This window comes from Acidovorax sp. FW305-C-20-28 (genome assembly GCF_058783375.1).
Genome location: NZ_JBYSYM010000004.1, coordinates 190364 through 204610, shown reverse-complemented (window position 1 = coordinate 204610; position 14247 = coordinate 190364). Strand labels below are relative to the sequence as shown.

Below are 14247 nucleotides of genomic sequence, written 5' to 3'. Positions count from 1 at the left end.
GAGCATGAAAAAGACCGCCGGATTCACGCTGCTCGAACTGCTGCTGGTGCTGGTGCTGGTAGGCATCGGCACGGGCCTGGCCATGGTCTCGGTGGACCAGTTGGCCGGCCGCGCCGAGGAGCGCCGCTGGCTCGACCGCACGCAGCAGGAGCTCAAGCGCCTGCGCAACCGCGCGGTGCTCGGTGGCCGCGCGGTGGAAGCCACGCTGTTCTTCGAATCGGGGCGCATCGCCTTGGCCGGCAGCAATGTGCTGGAGCTGCCGGACCGCTACCGCTTCGTCGCCACGGCAGCGCCCCGCTTGCGCACCGTGGCTGCCCGCAGCACCGACGAGGAATCCCTGCCCCTGGTCTTCTACCCCGATGGCACCATGCAGGAAGCCAGCTTCTTGGTGCGCACGCCCACGGGCGTGCAGCAGCAATTCCGCCTGGCCCGCATCAGCGGGCGCATTGAAAGAACCGATGCCGCGCCGACCGAGCAGTAGGCCGTCGCCAGCCCGGCCCCGCGCCCTGCAGCACGGCTTCACGCTGCTGGAGGTGCTGGTGGCCATGGTGCTGATCGGCTTTGGCCTGGCGATCGCCTTCACCGCGATCTCGGGCACGGCGCGCCTGGACGACAAGATCAACGGCCACACGGCCGCCATGGCACTGGCCCAGGCCAAGCTCGACGAAGCCCTGGCCAACCCCAGCTTCGCCGTGGCCGACGATGCCGTGGACCAGGGCTATGCAGGCACCGATTTCGGCTACCGCATCCACCTGCGCCCCTTCGAGGCGCTGACGCGCGCGCAGCAGGAGCGCATCCCTGCCTTCCGGCAAAAGATCGAAGAGGTCGAGGTCGAGGTCTTCTGGGGCCCCAAGGGCAACCAGCAGGTCTACCGCCTGAACAGCTACCGCCTGGCACCGCCACCGCCCGGCGAGCGCACTGCAGGCGGTGCCGCCGCGCCGACCTCGTCGACCCCGCAGAACAATCCCCAGAACCCGGTGCGGCCCACGCCATGATGCGCCGGCACGCCCCCCTCCTCCCAGGCATCCAGGGCGGCTTCACGCTGCTGGAGCTGATGGTGGCGCTCGCCATCTCGGCCGTGGTGGCCGTGATCGGCGCCTCGGCCATGTCCACGGCGCTCGACTCCTACAGCCGCAACGGCGAGCGCGCCCGCTCGCGCGAGGAGGTGCGCGGGGCCGAACGCATCCTGCGCCATGAATGGACCACGCGCGGCATCACCGTCAAGGGCAGTGCCACCACGCTGGAGTTCGACACCCTGCACCCGGTGATGGGCACACCCGGGACGGGCCCGGCCATCGCGCGCGTGGAATATGCCTGCGAAACCGCCGAGGGCAGCAGCACCATGGCACTGGTGCACCGCGTGAAGACGCTGCCGCCCGCCACCGCCGCCAACACCACCGCGCGGCCGCAAACCCCGACCCTGCTGGACACCCAGGTGCTGGCCTCGGGCCTGCGCATGTGCGCGTTCTCGTACCTCACCCGCCTGCCCAACCGCGAGGGCAAGCCCATCCCCACCTGGCTGGCCAAGTGGGAGCAACCGCGCCAGCCGCCCGACCTGCTGCGCATGGGCCTGTCGGGCGTGCGCGACGACATGCCGGCCCTGGTGTACAAGGCCCGCAGCGAGGCAGGTGCGCCATGAGCCGCCGCACGCCATTGCAGCGCCGCCGCGTCCTCGGCGGGGCCGGCCCGGAGCGCGGCTACATCCTGCTGTTCGCGCTGGGTCTGATGGCCGTGGTGACCACGGTGGTGCTGGGCGTCTCGGTCTCGCTGCGCCTGGATGCGCAGCTGCTGGCCCGCGAGAAGGACGCGCTGCAGGAAGGCTATGCCCTGCAGTCCGCCGCGGCCTACACCGCCCTGCAGCTGGGCATCGCCCAGGCGGTGGCGGGGGCCAATCCGCCCCTGCCCGAAGACGTGCGCCGCAACTGGCCACTGTGGCGCCTGCCGGAGCCTGGTGCCCCGCCCGCGGCGGCGCCCGGCACGGCCCCCTCGGCCCGGGGCGCTGCGGCAGCGGCGGCCGCGGGCACCACGCCCACGGCCCGCTACGAGGCCACGCTGGGCCGCCAGGCCTTCACGGCCGAGCTGCAGGACGCCAGCGGCCTGCCCGACGCCAACGACCTGACCGCCCAGGAATGGGAGCGCCTGTATGCCTTGCTGGGCACGGCCCCGGAGCGCGCACGCGAACTGGCGCTGCTGACCATGGAGTTCAAGAACCGGGTGATGGACGCGCGCGGAACGGCCGGATTTTCAAGCATGCGAGAATTGCTGGATTGGAACGAGATACCCCGCACCCTGGTGCGCGGTGGCACGACCCAGGTTCCCGTGGGTTTGCAGGACCTGCTGGTGGTGGGTACACGCAATCGCAAGGTGCGGCTGGACACCACGCCCCCCGTGCTGCTGCGGACCCTGGGCAATCTCACGGACGAGCACCTGCAGCGGCTGACCGCCATGCGCCGCTCGGGCACGCCCATCACGGCAGCCCTGGCCCAGCAATGGACCGCCGGCACGGGCCTGATCGCCGCCGACATGGCGGGCCCGCCCACGGCCGTCACCGCGCGCTTGCGCCTGGAAGGGGCCCGGCCCACCGGTGCAGCACTGGTGGCCACCCTGGTCCAGCAGGGCGGAAAGTTCAGCGTGGTGGACTCCGTTGTCGATGTGAGCGCCCGCTGACCGCATACAGCCCTGTGACCGAACACCCGAAAGCTGCCTGAAAAGAACATCCCGACCCGATTGAAACCTCGACCGATGCGCAATTTCTCCCCTTCTGCCAGCTGGCGGCACCAGCTGGTGCTCTCCCTCTCACCGCACAGCCTGTGCATCCTGCATTTCTACCGCGGGCTGCTGGGCTGGAAGCGGGCGCACGAGCTCGTGGTGCCCCTGCCCGAGGGGGACGCTTTCGCATCGCAATTGCAGCAGCAGCTGGCCGACAGCGTGACGCGCTGGAAGATTCCGGCGGGCACGCGCGCGCACTGGGTGCTGGCCGGCGACATCCTGGGCATTGTTCCGCCCAGCACGCAGGACGCGGGTGCCCCGCCCTCGCTGCCCTTCCCGGCCAGCGACACGCGCACGCAGGTGGACAGCTTCGGCGGAGCCGAGGGCGCCTCGCTGATGTGGATGCACAAGGACTGGGTGACCGAGATCGAGCGCATCAGCAGCGCCTGCCGCCTCGCCCTGGTGGAGCTGTATGCGCGCGCGCAGCTGTTCCAGCGCCTGGCCGCCAGGCAGCCCGCTTCGCTGCGCGCCGTGGTCGAGACCGACGCCTCCGACCAGTACCTGCACGTGTATGCGGCCAATGGCACCATGCTGCGCACGCGGGTGCTCGACGCCGGCGATACCCACGAACACCTGGCCCAAACCCTGCAGGTGGAGCTGGCCGCGCTGGGCGCCCCCGCCGATAGCGCCCCCGGTCGCCCGGTGCAGCTGACCACGCCCAAGGGCTACGCCGCCGAGCCGCAGACCTGGGCCGACTACCAGCACCATGTGCTGCCGGCAGCATCGCATGCCGACCTGCTGGAGAAGCTCTGGCGCTCGGACCAGGGCGGCATCATCGTGCGCCACACGCACAACGACATGGTGCAGACGCTCAAGGTGCTCAGCCTGGGGCTAGGCGTTGCCGGCATGGCGGGCCTGGCGCTCATGGTCTGGCACGACGGTCGGCTGGTGCGCCAGATCGAGGAAGGCCGTGAGCGCGTGCGCAAGGACCTGCCCAAGGTGGAGGCCGCCAAGCTGCTCAAGGCCCGCACCCTGCGCATGGCCGACGCGGTGCAGGCCGTGAACACCGCGCGCGAGGCGCCGTCCGCGCTGGGCCCGTTCTCGCAATTGGTTGCGTATTTCCCGCCGCCACCGGCCACCTTGCAGTATTTCAGCTCCGACAATGGCGTCGTCGCGCTGGCAGGCCAGGGCAACGAGGGCAGCGTGAAGTGGCTGCAGGAGCGGCCGCTGGCCGGCTTCGGCGCCTGGAGCGACTTCCCCGTGCCCGAGTACCTGGCCGCCAGCACCCCGCAGATCCATCTGCAGGCGCGCAAGGAAGCAGCGCCCAAACCCATTGCCGCACCCGCCCCAGCCAAGCCACCCGCATCGGGGGCCTCCCAACCATGATGAAGCGTGATCTCAAGCGGGTGCATGCCGCCCATGGCATCAAGTACTTTGCCTTCCCCGTCATCGTGCTGCTGCTGATTGCCGCGCTCGTGGACCAGCGCCTCACCGGCTACCTGGAGCACCGCGAGCAGGCCAGCGACCTGCAGACGCTGCTCGAAAGCAACCAGAACACCCTGGACCTGGACAAGAAGGTGCAGGCCAACAGCGAGCAAGTGGGCGGCAGCTACACGCCCATAGAGACGCAGCTGTTCGTGGCCAACGACATCACCGAGTCGGTCAACGCCATGCAGCAGCAGGTCACCAAGCTGCTGCAGGGGCTGTACTTCGACAACATCGACCTGTCGGAATTCTCGGACGCGCCCAAGGGCAACGTCTCGCGCATGTCGCTCACCGCACGCTTCAACGGCGTGCCCCAGCAACTGCCGCGCCTGCAGATCGCCCTGGCGCAGTCGCCCAAAATGCTGGTCATGGACAAGGTCGAGATCAAGGTGGTGGACGACACCCAGCGCGGCGGCCAGCAACTGCACATCGTGGCCCGCTTTTCGGGTCTGCACATGAAGCCGCTGCCCGAGGCCGCTGCCCCTGCCGCGCCTGCGGCCGCCCGCAAGTAAACCGAACACGGCTGAATTTCAGAAGACTGCAATGAACAAATCCATTCCTCCCATGCTGCGCAAACTGACCGCTGTGAGCGTTGCGCTCCTGCCCACGCTGACGGCAACGCACCTGGTGATGGCGCAGCAGCCACCGATCAATCCCTTCACCGGCCAGCCCATGCCCGCGGTGCCCAGCAGCGGTGGCACCCCCGTGCCCGGCGGCTTCAGCATGCCCGGCATCACCATCCAGGCACCGCAGGCAGCAGGCACCGTGGCCGCGCCGGCCGCAACGCCTGCGGCACCCGCAGCAACGGCAGGTGCGCCTGCTGCGCCCGCCCCGATGGCCATGCCCGCCCCCGGCGCGGCGCCAGCAACCGCAGCGGCCGCCACCGCGCCCGCGAGCGCCAACCCCGGCGTGGTGCTGTCCAACACGCCCAATCCGGGCGTGACGCTCAAGTTCGACAACGCCGACATCTACGAGGTGATCCAGGTCGTGCTCGGCGAAGTGCTCAAGCTCGACTACGTGATCGACCCCACCGTGCAGGGCCGCGTCACGCTCAAGAGCACCGGCGCCATCAGCATGGCCGACATCTACAGCACGCTGGAAACGGCGCTGGCCGCGAGCAACATCTCCATCGTGCGCCAGGGCAAGCTCTACAAGGTGCTGCGCGACACCAACGCGGTGCGCGATGCCGGCCTGGGCCCGGGCGTGGGCGCGGCCTCGTCGGTGATGCAGATCATTCCGGTGCAGTTCGTGCAGGCCAACCAGTTGGCCAACACGCTGCGCGGCTTTGTCGGCGCACAGGCGGCCATCACCAACGACCCCTCCAACCGCTACCTGATCGTGGTGGACAAGGCCGCCAACGTCGAGAAGATTGTCGACATGGTCAAAACCTTGGACTCGGACTACGTGAGCCAGGTGCAGATCCGCCTGTTCCCGCTGGCGCACAGCGAGGCCGCCGACGTGGCCAAGGAACTGGACGCGCTGTTCAAGACCTCGGGCATCTTCAACAAGCCCGGCACCGACGCCACCAAGACCTTCTTCCTGCCCGTGGCACGCATGAACGCCGTGATGGTGGCCGCCGCCAACCCGGCCCTGATCCAGACGGCCGAGCAATGGATCAAGACGCTGGACGCCGAGCCGCGCAACGGCCTGGGTTCGTTCGTGCATGTGTACCCGGTGGCCAATGGCAATGCAGCGAACCTGGCGAGCCTGGTGACGCAGATCTTTGGGGGATCGGCGCCGACGCAGAACAATGCGAATACGGGGGCTGCGGGGTTGCCGTCGGCCACGAGCAGTGCCTTCGGTGCCGGCACAGGAAACACCGGGACCAACACGGGAGCTGCCGCGGGCAACACCAACAACCAGAACAACAGTTCCACGGCACGCACCATTGAACGTGGGAATGTGCCCTCGCAAGGAGCGACCGGTACAGCACCTGGCCTGGGTGGATCCGTCCAGGTGATTGCTGATACCGAAACCAACACCCTGATCGTTCGCGCCTCGCCGCAGGACTATCAGCAAGTGCGCAAGGTGCTAGAACGCCTCGACGCATCTCCACGCCAAGTCATGGTGCAGGTCATGGTGGCAGAGGTGGCGCTCACCGACGGACTCAAGTATGGCGTGGAGTGGTGGATCAAATCCGCCCTGAGCACGGGCGGCAAAAGCTGGCCGGGCTTCATAGGATTGGACAGCACTCTCGCGCCTTCGACCGCTATCAAAACAGCGGCCGCGACAGCCATCACCCCCGCTGTCACAGGTACAAATTCCGGCCTGAACTACGCTGTGTTTGGGAGTGCTGGCCAAGTCATTGGACTGTTGAATCTGCTGGGTCAGGACACTACGGTCAATGTACTCTCGACCCCCCATGTGCTGGCCAGCGATGGTAAGGTGGCAAAGATCGAAGTCGGTGATGAAATTCCTGTCGTCACACAGACAGTGTCCACGCCGAGCAGCAGTCTGATCACCACCAACCAGTTCTCCACTTCCAACTCGGTGCAATACCGTCCCACGGGTATTCTGCTGGAGGTCAAGCCCAGCATTACGTCCACTGGCCGCATTAGCCTCAGCATTTCTCAAGAGGTGAGCAGCATCGGAGGAAACATCTCGGCTGGTGGCGCTGACTACCCCAGCTTTCAGAAGCGCAAGGTCACCACAGATGCAACCATCGAAGATGGGAAGACCATCATGATTGCAGGCCTGATCGAGCAAAAGAACACAGGTGACGTCTATGGCGTGCCCGTGTTGAAGGACATCCCTATCGTGGGAGGACTCTTTGGCAGCACCAGCAAGACAAAAAAGAAGACTGAACTGCTGATCACCATCACGCCCTATGTGATCAACAATCGCGAAGAGGCCGACCGTTTGGCCGGATCTTTCCAGGAAAGCCTGCAGAAGCTGCGCGTGATGATGCAAGAAAACAAGGCAAGCCAAGCCCCAAATCTCAGCCGCGATGCCCCAGTCCGCAGCCAGCAAAAGCCCGCGGCCCTGCCTGCACCGCAGATCCAGAACAGCGAAGCCTTCGTCAACTGATCTCGCCGGCCCAACAACAACAAAACAGCCCACCTCGGTGGGCTGTTTTGCTTTGCGCTGAACTCAGGTCAGCAAGGCCACGGCCCCTGAAAAACTCAGAAACGCCAGCGCCGTGGACACCAGAATGATGCGCGCCACGCGCCCGTTGTTGGCGCCAAAGCGTTCGGCCAGCAGCGAGACATTGCTGGCGCTGGGCAGGGCCGCGACCAGCACCAGCACGGTGAGTGCAAACCGCGTGAGCGGCACGCCCGCAGCGATGGCGGCCATGCCCACGGCCCAGACCAGCACCGGGTGCACCAGCAGCTTGGCCAGGGCCACGGGCACATACTCGCGCGTGGGCACCTGCTCGTGCTGGTTCATCTGCGAGCGCGCCAGCACCGCGCCGATGGTGAACAGCGCCACGGGCGAGGCGGCGTCGGCCAGCATGGCCACGGTGCGGTCCACGGGGCCGGGGAGCTTGAAGCTCAGGGCCGAGGCCAGTGCGCCCAGGGCAATGGACCAGGGCATGGGGTTGGCGACCATGCCCTTGAGCGCATTGCGCAGCGCCACGCCCACGCCATGCGTGCCGGCGCCATCCAGGCGCGACAGGGCGATGCACAGCGAGCTGGTGACCAGCATGTCCACCGCAATGGTGACGATGGTGGGGCCGGCCGCCTCCTTGCCCAGCAGCGCCACGAGCAGGGGCACGCCCATGAAGCCGGTGTTGGGGAAGGCAGCGACCAGCGCGCCGAAGGAGGCATCGTTCCAGCCGATGCGGCCGCGCCTGGTGAGCGCCACGGTGCCCGCCACCATGGCGAGCGCACACAAGAGATAGACGCCCGCCACCGCCGGATCGAGCAACTGCCCGATCGGCGTGCTGGCGCCAAAGCGGTACAGCATGCAGGGCAGCGCGAAGAACAGCACGAAAGCGTTGAGCCCCGGGATGGCCGGCTGCGGCAGCACGCCGCGCCGGGCAGCCAGGTAGCCGCAGAGCACGAGCGCAAAGAAGGGGAAGGTGACGAGCAGGACGGAGAGCACAGCGGATATTGTCGGGCGGCAGGGCGCTGGCCGGGCCGCACCGTCAGCGCAGAGTCAGGCGGGGGCCATCGCCTGTGGCGATGCCGCTCCTGTTCATTGCTTGCGCTGGATGATCAGGTTGCGCTTGGCGTCTTCGGGATACGCGAAGGTGATGGCGCCATTCTTCACCGCGCCGATCACCAGCATGTTGCGCGTGATGGCGTCCTTGTCACTGGAACTGAAGGGCTTGTCGTAGGTGGCGACCACGCCGTAGTAGGTCTTCATCTTGCCCTCCAGCGACTCCTTGAGCGCCGGGCCGTTGAGGTTGCCGTCGCGGATGCCGAGGAAGGAATACATCAGCAGGTAGGTGGCATCGTAGGCATTGGCCGCGGCCATGGGCACGGCCAGCTTGCGCTGGAACTTGCGCGTGTAGCTCGACAGGAAGGACGCGCGGCGCTCGTTGCTGGGCTCGGCGATGAAGGTCTGCACCATGAGTGCGCCCTCGGCCGCATCGCGCGCGCCGTCGAGAAAGTACGGGAACGACAGCGTCCACGGCCCGACCTGCGGTGCCTTCCAGCCCAGGGTCTTCTTGCCATTGGCGATGACGGCGTTCTCCTGCCCCACGGTATAGCTGAAGACCACATTGGCGCCCGCCGCGCGCGCCGCCGTGAGCTCGCTCGTAAGGTCCTTCACGCCCAGGTCGAAGCGCGCCACATGCACGGGCTTGAGGTTCTTGGCGGCCAGCGCCGCGACCACGTCGTTGTAACCGCCTTCGCCATAGCCGGTCTTGTCGGCGAAGATGGCCACCTTGTCCCAGCCGCGCTTGACGATGTCCTCCACCATGAAGGGCGCCTGTAGCGCATCGCGCCCCTGCACACGGAAGATGTAGCTCTCGGCCGGAGGGTACTTGGCGGTGACGGCCGTGCCCGATGAGCAGGGCACGATGAGCGGCGACTTGGCCTCCTGGAACAGGTCGATGGCCTTCATGGCCACGCCGGTGTTGCAAAAGCCGATGGTGGCGACGACCTTCTCGGCCAGCAGGTCCTGCGAGACCTTGCGCCCCTGGTCGGGGTTGGCGGCGTCGTCCTTGACCACAAGCTCCAGCGGCCGGCCCAGGTAGCCGCCACCGGCATTGATCTCGTCCACCGCCATGCGAATGCCATTGAGCATGGGTACGCCGAAATCGGCCGAGGCCCCGGTGAACGGCCCCACCACGCCGATGCGCACGGGCGCGGTGCTGCCGATCTGGGCGCGCGCGGGCAGTGCGGCCAGAGTGGTCGCCGCCAAGGCACCCAGAAGAAGAAACGCCCCATGCCACCCGGCACGCTGCAGCAGCGCGGCGGGGGCGATGGAGCGCGGTGGCGCGAGGCTCTTGGTCGGCATGGCACGGCCTTTCAGGCTTGTCTCGTTGGTCCGTGCAGTATCAAAGTGCAACCCGACCGGGGACAGCGGGGTTTCCCGCAGGAAGGCGCGCGCCGGCGCGTACCGTCAGAATTCGATCAGCTTTTCGATGTCCTGCACCTTGCGGCGCGCCAGGGCGAGGTTGGACCGGGCCTTGTCGAGCACCACGTAGAGGAAGATGCCTTCCTTGGATGCCATGGGGCGGATGATGTGGTACTGCTTGCCCAGGGTGATCAGGATGTCGTCGATGCTGTCCTGCAGGCCCAGCGCCTGCATGGTCTTGTTCTTGGCGCGCACGACTTCGGTATTGCCGGCCGCTGCCAGCTCCATGTCCACCCCCGTGCCCGCGCTGCCCAGCAGCATGCCGCTGCCGCTGTCCACGACGGCCGCGCACTGTGCGCCTTCGACCGCCAGCAGTTGGTTCAGGGATTCATTGATGCTCGCCATTCTTGGGTTCCTCGTTGGTTGCTTGGTTGGTTGACAAAAGAAGAGCGCGCTGGTGGCCGAGGCGCGCCAGCGCTGCGCAGTGAAGAAGGGCTGGGGCCTCAGGCCTTGGCCATGTCCTGCATGACCTCGCCCGCAGCCCACAGAGCGCGGCCGAGCAGGGCTTCAGGGCCGAGCACCAGGCACAGGATGCAGGGCACGGGTGCGTCGATGGACTGGAAGACCACGGTGCTGCCCTCGGCCTCGAAGGTCAGGCGCTTGCATTGGGGTGTCTGGATCTCGCGGCCCACGGCGCGGGCCATGGCCATGAGCGAACTGGCCATGGCCGCGAGGCGGCTGGCCTGCAGTTCGCCACGGTTGCGCAGGCAGGCGATCTCGAAACCGTCGGGCGTGGCCAGCAGGGCCAGGTGCAGGCCGGTGATGGGCGCGGCATGGGTTTGCAGGGCACGCAGGGCGGTTTCGGCCAAGGCTTCGGAAATCAGGGGAGCACTGCTTTTCATGGGGATTCGCTGCGAAGGGACAACATCGATACCAGCACGCTGAGGGCCTGCAACACATCGGCACGCCGTCTCACATCGACCTGGAGCACCGGCACCACGCCGTGGCCTGCGGCCTGCAGGCCGTCCGCAAAGGCCTGGGTGGCGGCGGCCGAGGCCGGGCGGGCGCTCAGCACCAGGGCCAGCGGCGGGTGCTCGGCCGCGGCGGCTTCGGCGAGCAGCACCCCGGCCGCCTGCACGGCATCGGCCGCATTCACGTCGACCATCACGAACACGCCCACCGAAGCAGACACCACCCACTGGCGCAGAAAGTCGAAACGGTCCTGCCCCGGGCAGCCGCAGACCTGCACGAACTCGCCATCGCCCAGGTCGATCTGGCCGAACTCGGCGCCCACGGTGGTGAACTCCTTGGCATGGGATTGGCGGTCGAGGTTGGGCACGTCGGACTCGACCATGTCACTGCCGCACAGGGCGCGTATGGCCGTGGTCTTGCCCACGCCCATGGGTCCCATGAAGGCGATGCGCGGCATAGGGGAGGCGGCGGAATAGGTCATGGCCTGCTCGCTCCGCTGATCCAGTGGGACAGGCGGCGCACCAATCCTTTGCTGACGGGGGCCGGACCACGCGAAGTGGCGACGGCGGGCGATGGAGCCACGGCCTGTGCCGGCGCGATCACCTGCAGCACCTTGCGGCGCGCCAGCTCCTTGAGCAGCTCGGCCAGTTCGGCCGGTGTCAGGCCGCTGTGCGCATGCAGCTGTTGTGCCGTGACAGGCTGGCGCGCCAGCAGGGCCAGGGCGCTGATGCAGCCCGAGCTGTCGAAAGGCGGGCCGAGGAACACCCAGGCGCCCAGCCGGTAGCGGCTGCCCTGGGCCACGGCCATGGCCGCCGTGCCGGCAGCCGCGGGCGCCGTGGGCTGGATGGTGCTGTGGGCAAAGGAGCGCGCGGGTGCAGCAACCGGTGTTACCGGCGGAACCACGGGCGGCTGCGCCGCCACGGCCACCGCGACCGGGGCGGCGGGTTGGCGCGCCTTCCAGTCCATCAGGAAGACGGCCGCGCGGTCCAGGATGTCGATCAGGTCGGCGACGGTGTAGTCCTGCGCCAGGCGCCCCACCCAGGCCTCGGGCAGCCGCGCGGCCGGTTGCTCGCGCCCGATCCAGATGACACAGGGGGGCAGGGACTGAAGGCGCAGGAGGTTGGACGAGACATCCAGCACCACCACCTGCGCCTGGGCCACGGGGGACTCGCGCCAGGCAAAGAAGGACTTGCGGGCCGCCACGCCAAACAGCTCGGAAAACCGGGTGCGCAACGCAGGCGCCAGCAAGCTGGTCGCCAGATCCCCCTTCAGATTGGTCTTCACTCTCGATACCCCTCGGTGCAAGAAGCAACTGGTCAGTTTAAGTGAGCCCTCCATTCGCGACCAGTACAAACCCGTATCAGTCGGGTTTTATGACAGTAGTTGACCTTTCTGTGGCCATTTGTGCACAAAGGGCGCCCAGAAGAGCCCAAGGTATGATCCAACCGCATCCCTCCCTTGCTGAAACACGCCGTGCGCCCCGGGGCGCGCCAGCGCGTCCCCTGTCCCGCCCGCCTGCTGTTCCCTCCCCATGTCTTTCGGTCTCAACCTCGCCCAGCTCCAGGCTGTCCACTACACCGACGGGCCCTGCCTTGTACTGGCGGGCGCCGGCTCGGGCAAGACGCGGGTGATCACGCAGAAGATCGCCCACATGATCGAGCGCGGGCTGGAGCCCAAGCGCATTGCGGCCATCACCTTCACGAACAAGGCGGCGGCCGAGATGCGCGAGCGCGCCAAGGGCCTGATCGGCAAGCGCGCCAAGGACGTGCTGGTCTGCACCTTCCACGCCCTGGGGGTGCGCATGGTGCGCGAGGACGGCGCGGTGCTGGGCCTCAAACCCCAGTTCAGCATCCTCGATGCGGACGACGTGACCGGCATCCTCAAGGACGCCGCCGGCGGCACGGTAGACATGGCCACGGCACGCCAGTGGCAGTGGACCATCAGCGCCTGGAAGAACAAGGGCCTGACCTCGGAGCAGGCACTGGCCGAGGCCGCCGACGACAACGAACGCGCCATCGCCGTGCTCATGACGCGTTACGAAGAGCGCCTGGCGGCCTACCAGAGCGTGGACTTCGACGACCTGATCGGCATGCCGCTGCGCCTGTTGCGCGACTTCCCCGAGGTGCGCGCCAAGTGGCAGGCGTTGTTGGGCCATGTGCTGGTCGATGAATACCAGGACACCAATGCCACGCAGTACGAGCTCCTGAAACTGCTGGTGGGCGAGCGCGCGCATTTCACGGCCGTGGGCGACGACGACCAGTCCATCTACGGCTGGCGCGGCGCCACGCTCGATAACCTGCGCAAGCTGCCGCTCGATTTCCCGGCGCTCAAGGTCATCAAGCTGGAGCAGAACTACCGCTCGACCAGCGCCATCCTGCGCGCGGCGAACAACGTGATCGGGCCCAACCCCAAGCTCTTCCCCAAGACGCTGTTCAGCGAGCTCGGCGAAGGCGAACCGGTGCGCGTGATCGACGCCGACAGCGAGGAACACGAGGCCGAGCGCGCCGTGGCACGCATCCTGAGCCTGCGCGCAGCCGCCAACCCGCCGCCGGACTGGAAGCAGTTCGCCATCCTGTACCGCGCCAACCACCAGGCCAAGCCGTTCGAGAAGGCGCTGCGCAAGGTGAACATCCCCTACAAGGTGTCGGGCGGCACGAGCTTCTTCGACCGCGCGGAGATCAAGGACTTGTGCGCCTGGTTCCGGCTGTGGATCAACAACGATGATGACCCGGCCTTTCTGCGCTGCATCACCAGCCCCAAGCGCGGCATCGGCCACACCACGCTGGGATCTCTGGGCGCGTTCGCGACCCAGCACAAGCAGAGCATGTTCGCGGCGCTGTTCAACAACATGCTGCCGGCGGCCGTGCCCAAGCGCGCGCTCGAAAGCCTGCACGAGTTCGGCCGCTACATCAACGACCTGGAGTACCGCGCCCGGCACACGCACGGGGCCGAGGCCTCGCGCGCCTTCCTGGGCGACTGGCTCAAGGAGATCGGCTACGAGCAGCACCTCTACGATGGCGAGGACAGCGAGACCGTGGCCGCTGCGCGCTGGTCCAATGTGCTGGAGTTCTGCGACTGGATGGCCCAGCGCGCGGGCGGCCAGATCGACGACAGCTCGGGCACGCCCATGGCGGCCGAGACCAAGAGCCTGCTCGAGGTCTCGCAGACCATCGCCCTGCTGTCCACCATCTCCGAACGCGAGCAAGAGCAGGACATGGTGGTGCTCTCGACGCTACACGCCTCCAAGGGCCTGGAGTGGCCGCACGTGATCCTGGTAGGGGTGACCGAGGGCATGCTGCCCTTCAAGCTCGACGACGACGAGGGCCGCCAGAAGGTGGTGGCCGAGGACACGCAGCAGCGCCTGCAGGAAGAGCGGCGCCTGATGTACGTGGGCATCACGCGCGCCCAGCGCACCCTGGCCGTGAGCTGGACCAAGCGGCGCAAGAAGGGCCGAGAGATGGTGCAGGCCCGGCCCAGCCGCTTCATCGCCGAGATGGGGCTGGACCGCACCACGGCGCGCGAAGACCCGCGCGAGAAGCTCAAGGCCCTGCGCGCGGAGTTCGCGGCCAAGGCCAAGGCGGCGAGCAGCACCACGCCCCCCGTATGAGGCACGCG

14 protein-coding genes are annotated in these 14247 nt (G+C 67.6%); 8 read left to right on the top strand and 6 right to left on the bottom strand.

Annotated features, from left to right (window positions below):
• The first annotated feature begins 4 nt into the window (after nt 1-4).
• The 7 genes from AC3WOH_RS07450 (at nt 5) to gspD (ending at nt 7221) form a co-directional block, all read left to right on the top strand.
• Nucleotides 5-481, top strand: a complete 477-nt coding sequence (locus AC3WOH_RS07450; RefSeq protein WP_492228719.1) for a prepilin-type N-terminal cleavage/methylation domain-containing protein — start codon at nt 5-7, stop codon at nt 479-481.
• Entirely contained in the window at nt 459-995 is a 537-nt protein-coding gene (locus AC3WOH_RS07445; protein ID WP_492228718.1) for a type IV pilus modification PilV family protein, read from the top strand. Before AC3WOH_RS07450 ends, AC3WOH_RS07445 begins: the two co-directional genes overlap by 23 nt.
• Nucleotides 992-1639, top strand: coding sequence for a PulJ/GspJ family protein (locus AC3WOH_RS07440; protein ID WP_492228717.1), 648 nt, complete (start codon nt 992-994; stop codon nt 1637-1639). The genes AC3WOH_RS07445 and AC3WOH_RS07440 overlap by 4 nt, the downstream gene beginning before the upstream one ends.
• Nucleotides 1636-2667 carry a hypothetical protein gene (locus AC3WOH_RS07435; protein WP_492228716.1) on the top strand — a complete coding sequence of 344 codons (1032 nt, stop codon included), beginning with the start codon at nt 1636-1638 and terminating at the stop codon, nt 2665-2667. Before AC3WOH_RS07440 ends, AC3WOH_RS07435 begins: the two co-directional genes overlap by 4 nt.
• Before the next feature lie 75 nt (nt 2668-2742).
• Nucleotides 2743-4095: a hypothetical protein gene (locus AC3WOH_RS07430; protein ID WP_492228715.1), complete on the top strand. Its 1353-nt coding sequence runs from the start codon at nt 2743-2745 to the stop codon at nt 4093-4095.
• A complete protein-coding gene (locus AC3WOH_RS07425) occupies nt 4092-4706 on the top strand; it encodes a hypothetical protein (protein ID WP_492228714.1) in 615 nt (204 codons plus the stop codon). The genes AC3WOH_RS07430 and AC3WOH_RS07425 overlap by 4 nt, the downstream gene beginning before the upstream one ends.
• Nucleotides 4707-4737: 31 nt before the next feature.
• Nucleotides 4738-7221 carry a type II secretion system secretin GspD gene (gene gspD / locus AC3WOH_RS07420; protein ID WP_492228713.1) on the top strand — a complete coding sequence of 828 codons (2484 nt, stop codon included), beginning with the start codon at nt 4738-4740 and terminating at the stop codon, nt 7219-7221.
• A gap of 63 nt (nt 7222-7284) precedes the next feature.
• On the opposite strand, the gene AC3WOH_RS07415 is transcribed toward gspD, so the two are convergent.
• From AC3WOH_RS07415 to AC3WOH_RS07390, 6 genes are all read right to left on the bottom strand, one after another.
• On the bottom strand, nt 7285-8238 hold the full coding sequence (locus AC3WOH_RS07415) for an AEC family transporter (protein ID WP_492228712.1): 954 nt from the start codon (nt 8236-8238) through the stop codon (nt 7285-7287).
• Nucleotides 8239-8331: 93 nt separating this feature from the next.
• The gene (locus AC3WOH_RS07410; protein WP_492228711.1) at nt 8332-9600 is read right to left on the bottom strand and encodes an ABC transporter substrate-binding protein; all 1269 of its coding nucleotides are present in this window, start codon (nt 9598-9600) and stop codon (nt 8332-8334) included.
• A 105-nt stretch (nt 9601-9705) separates the two neighbouring features.
• The gene (locus AC3WOH_RS07405; RefSeq protein ID WP_492228710.1) at nt 9706-10065 is read right to left on the bottom strand and encodes a hypothetical protein; all 360 of its coding nucleotides are present in this window, start codon (nt 10063-10065) and stop codon (nt 9706-9708) included.
• Nucleotides 10066-10163: 98 nt separating this feature from the next.
• Nucleotides 10164-10562 carry a roadblock/LC7 domain-containing protein gene (locus AC3WOH_RS07400; RefSeq protein WP_492228709.1) on the bottom strand — a complete coding sequence of 133 codons (399 nt, stop codon included), beginning with the start codon at nt 10560-10562 and terminating at the stop codon, nt 10164-10166.
• On the bottom strand, nt 10559-11113 hold the full coding sequence (locus tag AC3WOH_RS07395; RefSeq protein ID WP_492228708.1) for a GTP-binding protein: 555 nt from the start codon (nt 11111-11113) through the stop codon (nt 10559-10561). The genes AC3WOH_RS07400 and AC3WOH_RS07395 overlap by 4 nt, the downstream gene beginning before the upstream one ends.
• On the bottom strand, nt 11110-11916 hold the full coding sequence (locus tag AC3WOH_RS07390) for a hypothetical protein (protein WP_492228707.1): 807 nt from the start codon (nt 11914-11916) through the stop codon (nt 11110-11112). Before AC3WOH_RS07390 ends, AC3WOH_RS07395 begins: the two co-directional genes overlap by 4 nt.
• A 247-nt stretch (nt 11917-12163) precedes the next feature.
• Between AC3WOH_RS07390 and AC3WOH_RS07385 the strand changes: the two genes are divergently transcribed.
• Nucleotides 12164-14239, top strand: a complete 2076-nt coding sequence (locus AC3WOH_RS07385; protein ID WP_492228706.1) for an ATP-dependent helicase — start codon at nt 12164-12166, stop codon at nt 14237-14239.
• The last annotated feature ends 8 nt before the right edge of the window (nt 14240-14247 follow it).